Source organism: Actinoallomurus vinaceus (genome assembly GCF_039542055.1).
Classification (GTDB): domain Bacteria; phylum Actinomycetota; class Actinomycetes; order Streptosporangiales; family Streptosporangiaceae; genus Actinoallomurus; species Actinoallomurus vinaceus.
On the sequence record NZ_BAABHK010000004.1, the window covers coordinates 262,732 to 280,411 of the forward strand.

Below are 17,680 nucleotides of genomic sequence, written 5' to 3' on the forward strand. Positions count from 1 at the left end.
CCGAGCGTAAAACCGCCCGGATAGCCTTGTCCGGACATAGGCATGTTAAGGAGCGTGAAGTGGCCGGAGAGTCAACGCGGCGGCGCGAGTCACCCGCCCCGCCACGGAAGGACCCGAAGACGCCCTGGCGCTCCGAGGGCGTCCCCGACCGGCAGGGCCCGCAGCCGCCCGGTCAGGGACGGCTGCGGCCGCCGAACCGCCTGTGGATCTTCTGGCTGCTGCTCGCGCTGATCTTCGGGTCGAGCTACCTGTCGGCGTTCATGTCCGGGCAGAAGGCCGAGATCACGGTCCCGTACACCGAGTTCACCAAGCAGGTGCAGGCCGGGAACGTCAAGGACATCTACACCAAGGGCTTCTCCATCCAGGGAGAGCTGAAGAGCTCGCAGCCGCAGCCCGACGAGAAGGGCAAGAAGTACCGCGACTTCCGGACCGAGCGGCCCTCCTTCGCCCAGGACCAGGTCTACGCCGACATGGTGGCCAAGGGCGTGGTCATCCAGGCCAAGCCGATCAACGAGCCGCGCGGGTTCCTCTCCAGCCTCGTGATGTCCCTGCTGCCCACCCTGCTGTTCGTCGGCCTGTGGGTGGCCGCGATGGTGTGGATCTCCCGGCGGGCCGGTGGCGGCGGCGTCCTGGGCAGTCTGAAACGGACGCCGAAGCCGGTCGGCGCCGATGCCAAGCGGGCGACCTTCGAGGACGTCGCCGGCATCGACGAGGTCGAGAACGAACTGACCGAGGTCGTCGACTTCCTCAAGCACCCGGACAAGTACCGGCGGCTCGGCGCGAAGATCCCGCGCGGGGTGCTGCTGACCGGCCCGCCCGGCACCGGCAAGACGCTGCTCGCACGCGCCGTGGCCGGTGAGGCGGACGTCCCCTTCTACTCCGCCGCCGCGTCGGAGTTCGTCGAGATGGTCGTCGGCGTGGGCGCGGCCCGCGTACGCGAGCTGTTCGAGGAGGCGCGCAAGACGGCCCCGTCGATCATCTTCATCGACGAGATCGACACGATCGGCCGGGCGCGCGGCGCCGGCAGCTTCGGCGGGAACGACGAGCGCGAGCAGACGCTCAACCAGATCCTGACGGAGATGGACGGATTCAGCGGGTCGGAGGGCGTCGTCGTCATCGCCGCGACGAACCGCCCGGACGTCCTGGACGCCGCCCTGCTGCGCCCGGGGCGCTTCGACCGCCAGATCGCCGTCTCCCCGCCCGACCTGGACGGCCGGGTGCAGATCCTGAAGGTGCACACCAAGGGCCTGCCGCTCGCCCCGGACGCCGACCTGACCGCGATCGGCAAGATGACGCCGGGCATGACCGGCGCCGACCTGGCCAACCTGGTGAACGAGGCGGCGCTGCTGGCGGTCAAGCGCGAGCGTGACACGATCGGCCGGGCGGAGTTCACCTCCGCGCTGGACAAGGTGCAGCTCGGCACGGCGCGCGGCATCGTGATCCCCGAGGAGGAGCGGCGCCGCACGGCGTACCACGAGTCCGGGCACGCGGTGCTGGGCATGCTGTTCCCCGGCGCGGACCCGGTCCGCAAGATCACGATCGTGCCGCACGGGCGGGCGATGGGCGTGACGGTGTCGACCCCGGATGGCGACCGCTACGCCTACGACCGCGACTACCTGCGCGGGCGGATCATCGGCGCGCTCGGTGGGATGGCCGCCGAGGACGTCGTCTTCGGCGTGGTCACGACCGGTGCGGAGAGCGACCTGGAGCAGGTCACACGGATCGCCCGCTCGATGGTCGGCCGGTGGGGCATGTCGGAGAAGGTCGGGCGCCTGTCGGTGCTGCCGTCGGACGGCGGGGACCCTGCCGGGGGGCAGTACCTCGCCCCGGAGACGCTGAACGCGGTCGACGAGGAGACCCGCCGGATCGTGGACGAGTGCTACGCCGAGGCCGTCCAGACGCTCCGCGACAACCGCGACAAGCTGGACGCGCTGACCGAGGCCCTGCTGGAGAAGGAGACCCTCGACGAGATCGAGGCGTACGCCGCGGCCGGGGTCGACCGCCGCCCGGAGCCCAGCGAGGTGGGAGCCTGACCGGCGTCCCGAGATGGGGGCCTGACCGGCTCAGAACCCGTACTGCCGCTGCGGGTCGTCCGGTCGCCACTCCACGATGACGGTCGTGGCGTCGTCGGCCAGCCGGCCGTGCTGGAAGTCGAGGATGGCGCGGCCCAGGCGACGCAGCGTCTCGGAGGCGGGCATGCCGGCCGCGCTGTGCCGGATGACGAAGTCGCCGAGACGCCGCACGCCGAACTGCGTGCCGTCGGCGGCCCGCCCCTCGATGACACCGTCGGTGTAGAGGAGGAGGCGGTCGCCGGGCTGCAACTGCTCGGTGTGGACGGGCGGGGGCGCCGCCAGATCCAGGTCGTGCCGGTCCTCGGGCAGGCCGAGCGGCAGCCGCGGCCGGCGGAACAGCTCCTTGATCACCTTGTTGCCGCGGATCAGCAGCGGAGGCGGGTGCCCGCAGGCGATCCAGCGGAACCGGCCGCCGGTGACGTCGAGGTCGCACAGCAGGGCGGTCGCGAACCGCGAGCCGCCGAACTGGCCCGCGATCGCGTGGTCGGCGCGGGCCACGAGGTCGGTGAGGTCGCCGCCGGCACGCCGGGTGTTCCGGCAGCTGGCCATGGCCACGCTGGCGATCAGGCCGGCCGGCAGATCGTGCCCGACGGCATCGAACACCGCGACGTGCAGGCGGTCACCGAGCAACGAGTAGTCGTACGCGTCGCCGCCCACCCCGTACACGGGTTCGATCGCGGCGGCGACGATGACGTCGTCCGTGGCGAACGTCGGCGGTGCCATGAACGCCCAGACCATCTCGGCCTGCAGAGCCATCTGCTGCGTCCGCCGCACCTGGGCGTGGGTGTCGCTGTAGGCGCTCTTGCTCACGACGAAGAGCCCGGCGAGTGAGGCGAGCGTACGGCAGCGCCCGAGCATCGCCTCGCTCACGTCGTCGACGAGGATCTCCAGGACGCCCAGCCGTTCGGTGCCGTCCATGAGCGGCAGCCACACGTGGTGCCGCCCGTCCGGGTCCGTGGCGAGCTGGACCTCAATGGTCCGGAAGGCCCGCCCGGCGAGGGTCGAGTCGATCGCGAGCACGGGCATGGCCCGGCCGTCCGCCCGGGGCATGGCCACCAGGTACTGCTGCCCGAGGTCGGCGAGGTAGACCGTGACCCCGCGGACGCCGAGGGGCTCCGCGGACTCGGCCAAGGCTTCGGCGACGCTGCCCGGCCGGAGCAGGTGCGACCGGCTCAGGAGCTCCGCGACGGCCTTCCCCACCGGTCCGTCCATCTCGCCGCTCCGAGGATCCCGGGCGATCGACGTCATCGCGGCCGGCCTCCCGTTCGATTCCGGTGCCCGCCGCCGGGCGCGTCGAGGCGACGACGCCGGGCGCGCGCGCTGACGAGACGGTGCGCAGGTCATGACGGGAATGCCTTGGGCACGTGCCGGGATGAACCGGGCGTACTCGGCCGCGTGATGACCACACCTCGGCCGCCGGCAGCGGCCGTGACCAACGCCTACCCGGACGGCATTTGCGATAAACCGGTACGGTCCGGCACCGACGGTGCCGGTGACTCGCCTGGCACGCGGCGGGTCGAAGTGCACACGGATGCCCAACGGCGCGACAATGTACGCCGCAGCGAACACTTCCCCCGTACGGAGTTCATCCAGTGGGCCTCGCCGACCTCGACAGCGTCGATCTCGTCACGGGTCCCCCCGGTGGCGACCAGGCTTTCTGGCTCGTGGCGGACGACTGGGCGCCGGAGCGCGAGGCCCTCGACTACGTCCTGCTCATGATCAAGGTGGCCGGCGCGCTCGCGCACGCCGAGCGGCTCGGCGGAGAGGGACGCCGCTCGACCGTTCTCGTGCACAGCACCGGCGAACCGCCCGGGAGCGTGCTGCAGTTCCTGTGGGACCGGGACATCGCGGCGACGATCGGCAGCGCCCTGCGCCCACGCCCGGCCACCGGGCGGCCGGCCCGCATTCCCAACCTGCTCGACGGCTCCCCGGACCTCGACGCGCTGCAGGGCGCGAACGCCGACCGCTTCGCCGCCCAGCATGGGCTCGACGGCTCCGTCGAGTCGCTGACGCTCCTCGACGACGCGCTCGAGGAGCGACGGCGCCTCCACGGCCTGCGCGCCGACGACGAGGACGAGAAGTTCACCGACGGGGACCTGACCGTGCTCGCCGGCGCGTACGCGGGCGAGGTACTGCGGCGGCATACTCGAGAGGCCGCCTGGTGGTTCGGACCGCCCGGACGCTCGGGACCACTGCACCTGCGAGCCGGCCTCGGCCACGGCACCCGCGTCGACGTACTCGGACGCGTCCGCGCCTACCTCCGACACGGCTCCCGCGAGTCCCTGCACGCGCTGGTCGAAACGCTGCTCACCCGCCTCAACGCCTGACCGCGCCCGGTGAAGCCCACCCCTGGCAGCTCTTCCAAAGGTCCGCCAAGCGCGAACCGGCCCTTCACCGTGCACGCCGGTACACAAGGCCAGTCGTCATGCGTTCTGTGGCGCGTGGGTCCCCGGTGAGTTCACCCCCGCAGGTCGTGGTCCAGGAACCAGGCGGTGATCTCGGCGGGGTACGTCTCGATCGTGACCAGTGTGTGCCCGCCGGGCGTGAAGGCGGCCACGAGGAGGCTCGGATCCTCCATAGGGCGTGTCCACAGCGCGCGCCTCTGGCCGTCGATCACCGTGGCGGCCTCTTCCGAGGTGAACAGGGCGCGTGGCCCGTCCAGCGACCAGGTGATGGCCCGGCACGTTCCCTCGGCCGGCACGCGCCCGGTCGACCGTCCAACGAGTTCCATGCCGCCGTCGCCGCCGACGGCGACCGTGTCACCCTTTGGTGAAAGCGCGAGCACGCCGGCGCCGGGCAGGGCCGTACGGTGCCGGGCCACCACCTCCCCGTCGGGCAACCGGTAGATCAGCAGGTCACCGGCGGGTCCGATGAGGGCAAGCCGGGCACCGGAGTGATCCAGCACGGCACCTCCCGCGACGACCGTCGCCGTCGTGAACATGACGTCGCCGGTCTCGGCGTCGGCCACCACGACATTCCGTTCGACGGCTTCGTCCCATGGAGAGGCGGAACTCACGGCCACGGTCAGCCTCCCGTCTCCGCTGAAGCCGATGTGGGAGTACCCGGCCTCCTTCCCCGTCCCCCACGAGCCCGCGGCCCACAGGCGCTCCGGCCCCGGGACGCGCCAGACGATCACCTGCCGGTCGAACCTGCCCGCGGCCGCGACGAGCGAGCCGTCCGGGCTGACGGCCACGTCCTCGCCCCAGCCGATGTAGCGATCGTCCTCTTGGACGCCGTCGGCCTCCCACGTTCCGGTCTCGGCGTCGAACACCTCCAGCCCGCCACTGGAGCTGTTGCCCTCGGCTTCGGAAACGAGCGCCGTCCAACGCAGGTCCGGGCTGGTCCCGATCGCGTTGAAGCCGCTGAAGAAACCTTCGTCGCCCATGGCCGAGGTTCCGTAGAACTCCTCGTACGCGTCGGGGTCCTCCATGTCGTGCATCTCGAAGTCGCCGAACAGGACGCGGTGGTCGGCCAGGAGGAAGCACGGCGCCCACTCACCCCGGGAACGCCGCTCCCACCAGCGGTACGGCATCGGGCGCCGACCCGGCCAGCCGGCCAGGTCCTCGATCAGCGCCCCGACTTCGTCCTCCGGCAGGTCTTCGGCGTAGCGGGTGATCTCGTCCCACGCCTCGAACTCGCGACCCTCGCCGGCCATGGCCTGCCACTGTTCGATCACCGGGCGAGCTCCCTCGTTTGCGCGGACCTGTCCGGGCCGCTGGACAGGCGGGCCGGTCGTACGGCGGTCAGAGGCCGAGCAGCGACTCGATGCCGATGGTGAGACCGGAGAGTTCGCCGACGCGGCGGACGGCGAGCAGCACGCCCGGACTGAACGACTCGCGGCTCAGCGAGTCGTGCCGGATCGTCAGCGTCTCGCCGTGCCCGCCCAGCAGCACCTCCTGATGCGCGATCAGCCCGGCCAGGCGGACGGCGTGCACGCGGACGCCGTCGACGTCCGCGCCCCGCGCGCCCTCCAGGCCGGTCGTGGTCGCGTCCGGGGACAGGCCGACACCGGCCTTCTCCCGCGCGGCCGTGACCAGCTCGGCGGTGCGCCGAGACGTCCCGCTGGGGGCGTCCGCCTTGTTCGGGTGGTGCAGCTCGACGATCTCGACCGACTCGAAGAACGGGGCGGCCTTCTGGGCGAAGTGCATCATGAGCACCGCGCCCACGGCGAAGTTGGGGGCGATCAGGATGTTCGTCCCCGGCCGCTCCCCCAGCCACCCGCGTACGGTCGCGAGCCGCTCCTCGTCGAACCCGGTCGTGCCCACGACCGCGTGCACGCCGTGCTCGACGCACCAGCGCAGGTTGTCCATGACCGCGTCAGGGTGGGTGAAGTCGATCGCGACCTCGGCGGCCTCGATGGGCTCCCGGGAGTCACCGGCGTCCACCGCCGCGACGAGCTCCAGGTCATCCGCCGCCTCGACCGCACGGCACAGCTCGGCTCCGACACGCCCACGCGCGCCCAGCACCCCAACTTTGACCACAACGTCCTCCCGTCCGCTTGACCAGCCGAGCCTATCGCCGAGCCCCGGACGTCCGCGCTTCGCAGCTCGCCCCGCGCAAAGCTTCGGCAGCGGATCGGAGGCCGAGCAGGTAAAGCATGGACAAGGCGGGGAACTGGTCTGGCTGGTATAAACGGGCCGTCCCTCGCGCCGAAGACCTCTACGACGAGTACCTGAAGGAACGCCGGATCGAGGAGGAACAACGATGACGAACTTCCCCAGGTGGAGCGACGTACGCGCCGACGTCGTCGCCGGAGCCGGCGGCGAGCGGGGCATCGCCGAAGCCCGCAAGCGCAACCAGGCCTACATTGACGGCCACTCGGCCTCTCGCAGACCGACGTTGCCGAGAAGATGGGCGTGACCAAAAGCCGGGTCTCCCAGATCGAACGCGGCGAGGTCTCCACAGTCGAGACCATCGCGCGCCGTCCAGGCACTTGGCGGCCAAATCCAGATTTCCGCCGTTTTCGGCGACGACCTATACATCCTGTGCGGCACCGACACCCACGCCGTCTAACCGACCGAAGGGCTGACTTAGGACTCTCGGGTGGCCCGCGAGCGGCGCTGACCCAACGACTCGGTCGACGCGGCAACGTTCGGCGGAGACCTTCACCTGCTAACAGGTGCCGTTCAGGGAGTTAATCCCCGCCGTAGGCGATCAACGCCTACACGCTCACGTTCGCCGGATTCCCGCTGACCGAGGGACGTGCCGCCGACGCCTTCGGGCTCCGCTGGACCCTGATAACCGGACTGGCCGTCTTACCGCGTCCCGGTTGGCCGCTGGCTTCGCCCAGGACCCGGCGACGCTGCTCGCCTGTCGCGCCGTGCAAGGCCTGGGCGCGGCGGTGCTCATGCCAGCGATGCTGACACTGATCATGTCGGCCCCGAAGGTGCCCGGCGGGCGCGTGCGTTAGCCATCTGGAGCGGCGTCGGATCCGTCGGAGCGCCCGCTGGCTCGGCCATCGGCGGAGTCGTCACCGACGCGGCGGACTGGCGATGGATCTTCTTCATGCTCGTCCCCATAGGCGTCGCCGGACTGTTGATCGGCCGGGATGCGATCCCCGCTCCGCGCGGAGCGGTGACCGCGCAGCGCTCGAATCTGCTGGACGGCACGCTGATCACTCCAGGTCTCGCCGCACTGGTCTACGGCATGGTGAGCACGAACGACCACGGCTGGACCGGAGCCTCAACACTCGGCTCGGTCGCGGCCGCGGCGGTGCTGATCACCCTGTTCGCCGTCCAGCAGGCCCGGTGAGCGAAGGACCCTCTCGTCCCGGTCCACATCCTGAAACGCCGCTCGGTGGATCACCTTATGGCCATCGATCATCTCGAAATCGGCCTCAATATTTACCAGCAGATCCGCGAGTGTTACCCCTTGCACGTCCCGCGAATTGATGTCGCAATAATGCATCCTCATGGGATTACCCCACTTTGAAGGAGAATGCATTGACAACTCTGCGATCATTGGCCGCAATAATCCTTATGCCCGTCCGCCCCTTCGCTCCAATTACCCTCTGCATATCGACCTCAACCTTGAAGGTATCATAGGCCCCATTTAGCTTGAACACTGCGCGGCCAGACCTGAGCCCCTCCGCAATCCACGACTGGGCTCGCCGTTTGTCTGCAGTTGCAAACTTGGCGTAGTTCCCATCGAATGAAGCCAGATGCGTGTCCTTCACAAAGATGCTCGCAGGGTCGTCGGCCACCTTGAATGCTGCATCAGACATCAATCACCGCAGGATAAGCTGAAAGTCAGCGAGAAAACCTCAGTTGCGGTAACTATTTTAGCATTTCTGGACAGAACCATGATTGGTCATTCAGCCATTCGATATAATGGCTATAGATACGGGCCATGCCATCTCGCTCATCCCTCTGCTCCAAAAATTCATCGAGCAGCCGAAAGAGTCGATCGAACCTCTGGGCTTCGACATCGGATTGCTCTTCGTTTTGCCCAACAAACTCGACACTAATTATCTGCAGAACCAAGCCTGGCCAGGACAAATTATTTCCATCATTGAGTCGAACGATGAGCCACTCTCTGAATCCAGACAGCAAGATCCCCGAAGTACCTGCATCGCAGCCGAGAATGAAGGCAACACCAGCCTTATAGGTGGCGTCGAGGCCGTGAAGTATCGGCCTACGCCGAACGGACTGGAACAGCTCTCGATAGTTCACAGCGCCTCTCAGAATGGGAACTCATTCGGATACAGATCAGTCCACAGAGATTTGTACTCGTCGATCGGCAGGCCGGTTCTACCCGTGAAGCCATCATAGACCCTGCCATCGCGAACAACGACCTCGTGGTGACGCCATTCGGTCCACTGGCCTCGATATCTACCCAGATTGCCGCCTGGAACTGGCGATTCAATCCGGCGAACCTCCCCGCCGATCTGCTGTTGGATCTGGCGTGCAACATCTTCACATCCAGTAGATCGACAGATCTCAGATGCAGGGCGCGGCTTCCACTTTGGACCAAGATCACCACAGTTGTGGACGAGGACTGGCGTGGCGCCTGCTTCTACATAGTAGGTGTGGAGGCCGTCGATGGTGAGGTTGTAGGTGACCATCGTGGCGGTGTGGCGGTGTAGGGCGACGATGGCTGCGGTGTGGCCTTGTGTGGTCTGGATACGGTCGCCGGCGTGGAGGTGGTCAGCTCGGGTCCAGGCTCGGGTGGTTGCGTCCCAGTACAGGTGGTGGCTGGTGCCGGTGATGGTGTACGGGCCGGTGGGGGTACTTACCGGGACGTCGGTGTAATCGCGGTCGGTTTGTGTGACATGTATGGCGGCGACCATATGGGTTTGATCGTGGGTACCGGGATCAGCGCCGGGTAGCGCATCACGTTTGCCAGCCGGACCAATGCCCCTGGTACGAAGCTTTCGGATCCAGCTTTCCACACATGCACGCCGTCGGGCCCAGTAACTACATCTGCGACGGCATCGGGAACGTCATCTTCCGACCACTGCTCGGGGAAACCGTCATCACCGAGTTCCGTGTGCGACCCCACATTCATTATGGAGGCGGATTGGTTTATGCGAGAATGAAACCAGCATCGATTCCTTGCGTCGCCGGCAGTCTTTCGAGCGGTGGCAGCCCCGGAGTTCGCAGATACTCAGCGAAGAAATGTCAACTTTAGAAAGTTGGGGTTATCGAGGATCTCCGGGTACTGCTCAACAGTGTCCACAACAGACTGCTTCGAGAATTGGAGGATGGCAATGACAAGCTCCTCATTCGCCACCCTCATTACCCCCTCAGCATAACTGCATCTTATTTCGACACAATCACCTCGACGGCGCATTACCAGATGCTCATCCTGCTCAAAGAACTGAAATTTCCCCTTGCCCGAAATAAGGGCATCAGAAATAGCTTCAGGGAGGCCGGTAAGCACACTAAGCATGGAGACAGATCCGAACTTCGTCGTAAAATCGACGGCGGCCGATCTAACCACAATATCCCCCATGAATAGTGAATACAGGAGCCGAACGGATGATGCAGTCGACAAGTCGACAGCATCACCGTTTGGCAGCACGTTTCCTGGCCGCCTACGGACGAAGTCGATGATGATGCTCATGGAATCTCCAGAGTGGGATGAATGGTCCCGAGCTGGCCATTGTTCATCCAAATCTTTCCACGAGTCGTCGGGATCCACTCCTTGCTACCTTTAGGCTGGACATACCCGATGTCGCGGTCGGGTCGGCTATCGGCATCGGGCCGGCGATCTCGCTGGTCATGGGCGGGGTTGGAGCCTGGCGTACTCGCGATCTTCGTTGATACGGAGGATTTTCTCGACGACGTCGGTGAGGTCGGAGTACGCGACCCGTACCGCCCCGGAGGATCCATCCGCCCAGGTGAAACTTCCGTCACGGCACCAGACGGTCATGTGCCGTAGGGACAGCACGGACTCGCTGTGCAGGTCGTTGTGGTAGATCCCGTCCACGCCGCGGGCCGTCAACTGGTCACGGAGGGCACGTACGGCGTCGAATGGACTGAGATGGATGGTGGGGGGCTTGGCGGCGAGCGAGGCGCCCGGGATGGGGATCGCGAACCATGCGGCCTTCCCGGATACGGGATGCGCCCCCAGCCGGGAGCGCGTCCGATAGAAGCCGTGCCGGCCGTCCGACAGCGCCCTGACGGTGTCGAGGCCTCGTCGGCCAGACCACCACTGCGGCGGAAGGCCGTCGATGACGGCGGCGGGTGACCCTGGCAGCGAGTTGTCCGGCAGGTCGCGGAGCAGTTGGTCGATAGCTGCGGGCGGCAGCGATTCCTGCAGCGGTTTGTCTGGCAACCCGGCCAGCGGGTTCGCCGGGATGGCTGCGACCACGGCATCGAGGTCGGTGCGAGGGTCGAAGACCGTGACGACCAGTTCGCCTGCCGTCTCTGGTCCGCGCCGATAGATCGCGAGTTCAGATCGTCCAGCGGCCGGTGCGTTCCGGTCGTCGAGCTCGACGCCCCGCAGGCCATGGAGCCAGGCGTTGGTGGCGAGCTCGCTCGCCATTAGGAGACAGTCGTCAAGCTGGTCAGGCACCAGATCGGCCAGCGTCGTACGGACGATCGCACGCGCGACCTCAGCGCATGCGCGCGTATGGGGAAGCGGCCATACGGGGCAGCCGCCCGTGATGATCGATGCGGAGGCGTTCGTCATCGGCTTCCCTGCCAGGGTCGTGGTCATGGCACCGCATGCGCAGGATCGGGGTGAAGGTGTCCCTGCGCATTTCAGATTCACTCTCATCGAGCACGGAATCTGTGAATCACAGATTAGGAAGCACAACAGCGGTTGCCAAGCGCTATCAATGAAGAAGTCGGATTGTCTAGACGAAGCGTCGGGGCTGCCCCGGTAGATCCGTATTTGAGCAACGCAAGGACCCTAAGACGTGGACAAACAAAAATCCCCCGGGCGGGTGGCCCGGAGGATCTCTCTAATACGTTGCGTAGCCAGCTAGACGTCGTAGGCGCCGGCACGGACGTCGTCCAGTAGGACGCGCAAAGCCGCGCTGGTCGCCATATGAGTGGCACCGCTGGGCCGGGTGCTGTCCCGCATGGCGGCGCTTCCTGGAGGCAGGTTGGTCGCCACCTCCACACACGCTCCGTTACTGCCGGTGCTGGCGCTGGCCTTACGCCAGATGGCCTGAGACAGGTCGATCACTTTCTACTCCATGGTCTCCACGAGAGAACTCAGAAACGCGCTACCCTCCGCCTCCGAGACGGCCGCGGAACGGATGCGCTCAAAGAGGTCCAAATAGGACCTCGCCTCATTCACGTCGACTTCCTTCGCCGACGTATCGGTCTCCAGATAGACCATGGGCGGCTCGTCGGGATAGGGGAAGGTGAAGGCGTTGATCAGGCTGTTCATCCCCGGATGGAAGCCATCCTGGAATCTCAGGATTCGGATCTCGACGTTGGTACGCTGGCCGGCCTTGATCAGGTGCTGTATTTGATCACGGCGTTCCTCGGCGCTGCCCCACCGGTAGCGCAGAGACGCCTCGGTGATGAGCGCGATCAACCTGGGTGCGTTCTCGTCGCGATCGAGAATCGCCTGACGGCGCAGCCGTCCACGCAGCGCACGCTCACACCATTCGGCGTTCCGAGTTCCGACTTCCATCTGCGCTCGGATGTACGCCTCAGTCTGCAGCAATCCGGGAAGGATCAGTGGCATGCAGGTGCGGATCTCGGAGGCGTCAGCCTCGAAGCCGGGGAACTCGCCGTCCTCGAAGACGTCCTGGTAATAGGAATCGCGCCACCACGCACGGGGCTTAGCGCGAATCGCGAGGTCTTCCACCTCGCGCCGGGTCGCCTCGTCTGCCTCATAGACGCGGAGGAGATCCCGGATGTCACTCATCTCCGGCCGCTTCCACGCGTTCGCCTCGAAGCGGCCGACCTTGCCACGTCCCCACGTCAACGTGTCACAGATGTGGTTGGCGGGATGCCCGGTCTGCAAGCGCAGGTCGGTCAGGATGCGTGAGAGCCGGCGCTTGGCGATCGTCGCCCCGTAGGCGTCACCCTCCACCGATCCTCCCTTGGCGTGGCGGGCTACCCAGCATATCGCGCAGAAAAACTTGTGATTCACGCATTAATGCGCGAGCCGTTAAGACAGCGGTCAGGTGCGCGCTGCCAGGACGATCACACCAGATCGTCGAACTCGCCTCGACGTACGCCGTCCAGGAAGCACGTCCATTCGTGCTCGCTGTAGACCTGGACGTCGGGCTTACCAAGAATGCGAACGAGTATCCAGGTCGCCTCATCCGCCCGGATGATGGCGACCTGGAACATGCCCTCGCCGAGGCCGGACGTCCGCCAGGGTAGATCATCCAGGCGGACGTCCAGTTGCACGCTGATCTCCTCAGCGGTCGGTTTGGCCGTCGTCATGGCTTCCAGGGCCTCGGCGCTCAGGGGTCAGTTGTTCTGGAGTAGCCGTCGCTCCCAGGCCGTTGATGTGAGCCGGCGTGCGATTCATCCGAGCGCCCCGACCAACGTCACTCAGGCGGAGCCGAGGTCGATCGTCACCGGGAAGGGAACCGAAACCTTGACCACGCCGGTGAATACCTCTCCGTCCCGGTACACCCTGGTCGCCGGGTCCAGAACATAGGTGTACAGCAGCGCGACACCGGTAGGGGCCTGCTCGACTCTCCAGTAGAAGGCGATACCGGCCTTGGCGTACTGGTTCACCTTCACGACCCGGTCGGTGGTTTCCGAGCCCGGTGACACCACTTCGACCACCAGCAGCACATGCTCGGGACGCGTCGGCGTGACATCGATCGTGTCCGCGCGGTACACGACGACATCCGGACGGCGATTGGTGAGCGGCACGTCCTGCAGCCGGACGTCGAAGTCCGTGTCGGCGTTCCACTCCGTGCACCCCGCGTCGTCCAAGGCGTTCGCCAGGATCCGAGCCAGGCGGTTGTGGCGCTTGGACGCGCTGGGACTCACGACGACCATCCCGTCTACGACTTCGATGCCCGCGCACTGTTCCTCGGGCCAGGAGTCGTACTGCTCCGCCGTGATCTGCTCATGCATCCAGGCAGGAGCGACCATCTCGGCAGTCATGTCGTACCTCCTGAGCCTGCTCAGCGGACCCGGCCCTGAACAACAGGGTACTGTCTCCCGCCCGACTCCGGATCCCCCGCCAGCTCACCGTCGCCGGACGTCCACCAGGACAAATTGTCCTGGTGGACGCCCAGCGACTCGCTGAGCTCCTCAGCCGTCGGTTTGGCCGTCGTCATGGCTTCCCAGGGCCTCGGCGCTCAGCAGGTCAGAGCGTGAAGTCGCGCCCCTCGAACGGGCCGATGACGGTCAGGGTCATCGGGCGGCCCAGGATGTCGCGGCCGACCGTGCGGACGTCGTCCAGTGTGACGGCCTCGATGCGGCCCAGGATGTCGTCGACCGAGAGCAGGCTGTCGTAGACCAGCTCGCTCTTGCCGATGCGGCTCATCCGGGACCCGGTGTCCTCCAGGCCCAGCACGAACGATCCCCGCAGCTGGCCCTTGCCGCGCTCGAGCTCCTCCTCGGTGATGCCGTGCTCGGCCACCTTGGCGACCTCCTCGCGGCAGATCTCGAGGACCTCGTCGACCTTGGCGGGCAGGCATCCGGCGTACACCCCGAAGATGCCGGTGTCGGCGTACTGGGTGTTGTAGCTGTACACCGAGTAGGCCAGGCCGCGCTTCTCGCGGATCTCCTGGAACAGCCGGGACGACATCCCGCCGCCGAGCGCGGCGTTCAGGACGCCCAGGGCGAACCGGCGCTCGTCGGTGCGGGTGATCCCGACCGTGCCGAGGATCAGGTTGGCCTGTTCGGTCGGCCGGTCGATCGACCGTACGCCGGCGGTCGGCGCCGCGCCGGGGCCACCGATCCGCGGCGCGCTGGGCAGCTGCCCGTCGCCGAGAACGCCCGCGAACGCCGCCTGCACCTGCCGTACGACCTCGTCGTGGTCGATGTTGCCGGCGGCCGAGACGACGAGGTTCTGCGGGACGTAGCGGTCCCGGTAGTACCGCGCGATGCGGTCCCGGCCGATTCCGCTGATCGACTCGACGGTGCCGAGGATCGGCCGGCCCAGCGGGGTGTCGCCGAACAGCGCCGCGGAGAACTCGTCATGCACCGCGTCGGTGGGGTCGTCGTCGTGCATGGCGATCTCTTCGAGGATCACGCCGCGCTCGGCGTCGACGTCCTGCGGCTCGATGAGCGAGGCGGTCACCATGTCGGAGACGACGTCGATGGCCAGTGGCATGTCGGAGTCGAGCACCCGCGCGTAGTAGCAGGTGTACTCCTTGGCGGTGAAGGCGTTCATCTCGCCGCCCGCCGCGTCCATCAGCGAGGAGATCTCCAGCGCGGTGCGCTTGCTCGTGCCCTTGAACAGCAGGTGCTCGAGGTAGTGGCTCGCGCCCGCGTCCTCGATCGACTCGTCGCGCGAGCCGACCCCGGCCCAGATGCCGAAGGCCACCGACCGGACGGTGGGCACGGTCTCGGTGACGACGCGCAGCCCTCCTGGCAGGACCGTCCGCCGGACCACCCCGGCGCCGTCGGCGCCGGGGTGAACGACGTAGGTGGAACCGGGCTCCTGTTCCCTGGCGAGCACCGTCATGAGTTGCGGTCGCTGTCGCCGCCGCGGCCGCTGCCGCCGCTGCTTCGGGTGCGTCGCCGGCGTGGGCGCTCGCCCCCGTCGCGGCTCTCCCGGCGCTCGGCCCGCTCGCCGTCCTCGGCGGGAGCCGGCGCCTCGCCGGAGTCGGAGTCGGAGGCTGAGGCGGGAGCGGCCTCGGCGGCCGCGGCCTCCCGCTCGACGACCTCGACCGGCACCAGCGACAGCTTGCCGCGGTTGTCGATCTCGGTGACCTCGACCTGGATCTTCTCGCCGACCTTGATGACGTCGTCGATGTTCTCGATCCGCGCGCCGCCGTGCAGCTTGCGGATCTGGGAGATGTGCAGCAGGCCGTCCTTGCCGGGCAGCAGCGACACGAAGGCGCCGAAGGTGGTGGTCTTCACCACGGTGCCGAGGTAGCGCTCGCCGACCTCGGGCATGTGCGGGTTGGCGATCGAGTTGATCGCCTGCCGCGCGGCCTCGGCGGACGGGCCGTCGGTGGCGCCGACGTAGATGGTGCCGTCGTCCTCGATCGTGATCTCGGCGCCGGTGTCGTCCTGGATCGAGTTGATCATCTTGCCCTTGGGGCCGATGACCTCGCCGATCTTGTCGACCGGGACCTTGATCGTGATGATCCGCGGAGCGTTCGGGCTCATCTCGCCGGGGGCCTCGATGGCCTCCTGCATGACGTCGAGGATCGCCAGGCGGGCGCCCTTGGCCTGCTTGAGCGCGGCGGCCAGGACCGAGGCCGGGATGCCGTCCAGCTTCGTGTCGAGCTGCAGGGCCGTGATCACGTCACGGGTGCCGGCGACCTTGAAGTCCATGTCGCCGAAGGCGTCCTCGGCGCCGAGGATGTCGGTCAGCGTGACGTACTCGTCGCCCTCGTTGATCAGGCCCATCGCGATGCCGGCCACCATCTGCTTGAGCGGCACGCCGGCCGACAGCAGCGACATGGTACTGGCGCAGACGGAGCCCATCGAGGTGGAGCCGTTCGAGCCGAGCGCCTCCGACACCTGCCGGATGGCGTACGGGAACTCCTCGCGGGTCGGCAACACCGGGAGCAGCGCACGCTCGGCGAGCGCGCCGTGCCCGATCTCACGCCGCTTCGGCGAGCCGACGCGGCCGGTCTCCCCGGTGGAGTACGGCGGGAAGTTGTAGTTGTGCATGTAGCGCTTGGTGCGCTCGGGGTTGAGCGTGTCGATCATCTGCTCCATGCGGAGCATGTTCAGCGTCGTCACGCCCATGATCTGGGTCTCGCCGCGCTCGAACAGCGCCGAGCCGTGCACGCGAGGCACGACGCCGACCTCGGCGGTCAGCTGGCGGATGTCCTTCACGCCACGGCCGTCGATGCGGACCTTCTCCGCGATGACCCGCTCGCGGACGAGCTTCTTGGTCAGCGCGCGGAACGCGGCGCCGATCTCCTTCTCGCGCTCGGCGAAGTCGGGGCCGACCTTCTCGGCGGCCAGGGCCTTGACGCGGTCCAGCTCGGTCTCGCGCTCCTGCTTGCCCGCGATGGTGAGCGCCTGGGCCAGCTCGGTGCGGACGGCGCCGTCGACGGCGGCGTACACGTCGTCCTGGTAGTCCAGGAAGATCGGGTACTCGGCCGTCTCCTTGGCCGCCTGCTCGGCGAGGCTGCTCTGCGCCTGGCAGAGCACCTTGATGAACGGCTTGGCGGCCTCCAGGCCCTCCGCGACCGTCTCCTCGGTCGGCGCGACGGCGCCTTCGGCGACGAGCTTCAGCGTGCCGGTCGTCGACTCGGCCTCGACCATCATGATCGCGACGTCGCCGTCCTCGAGCACCCGGCCGGCGACGACCATGTCGAAGGTCGCCTTCTCCAGCTCCGGGTGGGTCGGGAACGCGACCCACTGGCCCTCGATCAGCGCGACGCGCACGCCGCCGATCGGGCCGGAGAACGGCAGGCCCGCGAGCTGGGTGGACATCGACGCGGCGTTGATCGCCACGACGTCGTACAGGTGCTCCGGGTGCAGCGCCAGGATCGTCTCGACGACCTGGATCTCGTTGCGCAGGCCCTTCTTGAACGAGGGGCGCAGCGGCCGGTCGATCAGCCGGCAGGTGAGGATCGCGTCCTCACTCGGCCGGCCCTCGCGGCGGAAGAAGGAGCCGGGGATGCGCCCGGCGGCGTACATCCGCTCCTCGACGTCGACCGTGAGCGGGAAGAAGTCGAGGTTCTCCTTCGGCTTCTTCGACGCGGTGGTCGCGGACAGCACCATCGTCTCGTCATCCAGGTAGACGACGGCGGAACCGGCCGCCTGGCGGGCCAGCCGGCCCGTCTCAAAACGGATCTTGCGTTGGCCGAATGAGCCGTTGTCGATGACGGCTTCGGCGATCTTCACACCATCCACGATGTGAAACCTCCTTGGGTCAGGTGGACCCCGCATCCGTACCCGGAGGTGCAGCGCTCTGGTAAGAGGTGCCGGTCTTCGATCGAAGCCGTCGGATCGTCTGCGATCCGAGGGCCACTACCGAGGACCGGCCCCCGACACACCGTACGGGCGGCCGCGGGCTGTTGTGGAGTTATACGAAGAGAG

General features: G+C 67.3%; 19 protein-coding genes. 5 read left to right on the plus strand and 14 right to left on the minus strand.

What is annotated here, in order from left to right; translation table 11 throughout:
• Positions 1–59 precede the first annotated feature (59 nt).
• Entirely contained in the window at positions 60–2,033 is a 1,974-nt protein-coding gene (gene ftsH / locus ABEA24_RS16380) for an ATP-dependent zinc metalloprotease FtsH (protein WP_345431692.1), read from the plus strand.
• Between the two features lie 30 nt (positions 2,034–2,063).
• Here the strand turns inward: ftsH and ABEA24_RS16385 are convergent, their stop codons facing one another.
• Positions 2,064–3,284: a PP2C family protein-serine/threonine phosphatase gene (locus ABEA24_RS16385; RefSeq protein WP_345431693.1), complete on the minus strand. Its 1,221-nt coding sequence runs from the start codon at positions 3,282–3,284 to the stop codon at positions 2,064–2,066.
• A gap of 380 nt (positions 3,285–3,664) precedes the next feature.
• Here ABEA24_RS16385 and ABEA24_RS16390 point away from each other — a divergent pair, with 380 nt between their 5' ends.
• Positions 3,665–4,399, plus strand: coding sequence for a hypothetical protein (locus tag ABEA24_RS16390; RefSeq protein ID WP_345431694.1), 735 nt, complete (start codon positions 3,665–3,667; stop codon positions 4,397–4,399).
• A 131-nt stretch (positions 4,400–4,530) separates the two neighbouring features.
• Here the strand turns inward: ABEA24_RS16390 and ABEA24_RS16395 are convergent, their stop codons facing one another.
• Positions 4,531–5,748: a WD40 repeat domain-containing protein gene (locus tag ABEA24_RS16395; protein WP_345431695.1), complete on the minus strand. Its 1,218-nt coding sequence runs from the start codon at positions 5,746–5,748 to the stop codon at positions 4,531–4,533.
• A 67-nt stretch (positions 5,749–5,815) separates the two neighbouring features.
• Entirely contained in the window at positions 5,816–6,553 is a 738-nt protein-coding gene (gene dapB / locus ABEA24_RS16400) for a 4-hydroxy-tetrahydrodipicolinate reductase (protein WP_345431696.1), read from the minus strand.
• 223 nt (positions 6,554–6,776) lie between these two features.
• Between dapB and ABEA24_RS16405 the strand changes: the two genes are divergently transcribed.
• From ABEA24_RS16405 to ABEA24_RS16410, 3 genes are all read left to right on the plus strand, one after another.
• Positions 6,777–6,932: a hypothetical protein gene (locus ABEA24_RS16405; RefSeq protein WP_345431697.1), complete on the plus strand. Its 156-nt coding sequence runs from the start codon at positions 6,777–6,779 to the stop codon at positions 6,930–6,932.
• Entirely contained in the window at positions 6,923–7,210 is a 288-nt protein-coding gene (locus ABEA24_RS53545; protein ID WP_425551195.1) for a hypothetical protein, read from the plus strand. The genes ABEA24_RS16405 and ABEA24_RS53545 overlap by 10 nt, the downstream gene beginning before the upstream one ends.
• Positions 7,211–7,382: 172 nt before the next feature.
• Complete coding sequence (locus ABEA24_RS16410; RefSeq protein WP_345432181.1) at positions 7,383–7,823, plus strand: MFS transporter; 441 nt, start codon at positions 7,383–7,385, stop codon at positions 7,821–7,823.
• A gap of 166 nt (positions 7,824–7,989) precedes the next feature.
• Here ABEA24_RS16410 and ABEA24_RS16415 read toward each other — a convergent pair whose 3' ends face one another.
• The 11 genes from ABEA24_RS16415 to ABEA24_RS16465 all read right to left on the minus strand — a co-directional run bounded on the left by ABEA24_RS16415 (position 7,990) and on the right by ABEA24_RS16465 (position 17,494).
• Positions 7,990–8,295, minus strand: coding sequence for a hypothetical protein (locus tag ABEA24_RS16415; protein WP_345431698.1), 306 nt, complete (start codon positions 8,293–8,295; stop codon positions 7,990–7,992).
• 52 nt (positions 8,296–8,347) lie between these two features.
• Positions 8,348–8,743: a hypothetical protein gene (locus ABEA24_RS16420; RefSeq protein WP_345431699.1), complete on the minus strand. Its 396-nt coding sequence runs from the start codon at positions 8,741–8,743 to the stop codon at positions 8,348–8,350.
• Positions 8,744–8,751: 8 nt separating this feature from the next.
• On the minus strand, positions 8,752–9,462 hold the full coding sequence (locus tag ABEA24_RS16425) for a polymorphic toxin-type HINT domain-containing protein (protein WP_345431700.1): 711 nt from the start codon (positions 9,460–9,462) through the stop codon (positions 8,752–8,754).
• A 215-nt stretch (positions 9,463–9,677) separates the two neighbouring features.
• Positions 9,678–10,136 carry a hypothetical protein gene (locus tag ABEA24_RS16430; RefSeq protein ID WP_345431701.1) on the minus strand — a complete coding sequence of 153 codons (459 nt, stop codon included), beginning with the start codon at positions 10,134–10,136 and terminating at the stop codon, positions 9,678–9,680.
• Positions 10,137–10,292: 156 nt separating this feature from the next.
• Complete coding sequence (locus ABEA24_RS16435; protein WP_345431702.1) at positions 10,293–11,060, minus strand: hypothetical protein; 768 nt, start codon at positions 11,058–11,060, stop codon at positions 10,293–10,295.
• A gap of 441 nt (positions 11,061–11,501) precedes the next feature.
• Positions 11,502–11,708: a DUF397 domain-containing protein gene (locus ABEA24_RS16440; protein WP_345431703.1), complete on the minus strand. Its 207-nt coding sequence runs from the start codon at positions 11,706–11,708 to the stop codon at positions 11,502–11,504.
• Between the two features lie 3 nt (positions 11,709–11,711).
• Complete coding sequence (locus ABEA24_RS16445; protein WP_345431704.1) at positions 11,712–12,569, minus strand: DUF5753 domain-containing protein; 858 nt, start codon at positions 12,567–12,569, stop codon at positions 11,712–11,714.
• Between the two features lie 113 nt (positions 12,570–12,682).
• A complete protein-coding gene (locus ABEA24_RS16450) occupies positions 12,683–12,892 on the minus strand; it encodes a hypothetical protein (protein WP_345431705.1) in 210 nt (69 codons plus the stop codon).
• Positions 12,893–13,039: 147 nt separating this feature from the next.
• On the minus strand, positions 13,040–13,606 hold the full coding sequence (locus ABEA24_RS16455; protein ID WP_345431706.1) for a Uma2 family endonuclease: 567 nt from the start codon (positions 13,604–13,606) through the stop codon (positions 13,040–13,042).
• 205 nt (positions 13,607–13,811) lie between these two features.
• A complete protein-coding gene (locus ABEA24_RS16460) occupies positions 13,812–15,137 on the minus strand; it encodes a M16 family metallopeptidase (protein ID WP_345431707.1) in 1,326 nt (441 codons plus the stop codon).
• Positions 15,134–17,494, minus strand: coding sequence for a polyribonucleotide nucleotidyltransferase (locus tag ABEA24_RS16465; RefSeq protein WP_345431708.1), 2,361 nt, complete (start codon positions 17,492–17,494; stop codon positions 15,134–15,136). Before ABEA24_RS16465 ends, ABEA24_RS16460 begins: the two co-directional genes overlap by 4 nt.
• Positions 17,495–17,680 lie beyond the last annotated feature (186 nt).

Excerpts from the sequence above, each read along its gene's own strand:
- ABEA24_RS16405 (WP_345431697.1), top strand. The coding sequence starts at position 6,777 with ATGACGAACTTCCCCAGGTGGAGCGACGTACGCGCCGACGTCGTCGCC.
- ABEA24_RS16435 (WP_345431702.1), bottom strand. The coding sequence starts at position 11,060 with ATGGCGAGCGAGCTCGCCACCAACGCCTGGCTCCATGGCCTGCGGGGC.
- ABEA24_RS16455 (WP_345431706.1), bottom strand. The coding sequence starts at position 13,606 with ATGACTGCCGAGATGGTCGCTCCTGCCTGGATGCATGAGCAGATCACG.
- ABEA24_RS16385 (WP_345431693.1), bottom strand. The coding sequence starts at position 3,284 with ATGGACGGACCGGTGGGGAAGGCCGTCGCGGAGCTCCTGAGCCGGTCG.
- ABEA24_RS16430 (WP_345431701.1), bottom strand. The coding sequence starts at position 10,136 with ATGAGCATCATCATCGACTTCGTCCGTAGGCGGCCAGGAAACGTGCTG.
- ABEA24_RS16415 (WP_345431698.1), bottom strand. The coding sequence starts at position 8,295 with ATGTCTGATGCAGCATTCAAGGTGGCCGACGACCCTGCGAGCATCTTT.
- ABEA24_RS16460 (WP_345431707.1), bottom strand. The coding sequence starts at position 15,137 with ATGACGGTGCTCGCCAGGGAACAGGAGCCCGGTTCCACCTACGTCGTT.
- ABEA24_RS53545 (WP_425551195.1), top strand. The coding sequence starts at position 6,923 with ATGGGCGTGACCAAAAGCCGGGTCTCCCAGATCGAACGCGGCGAGGTC.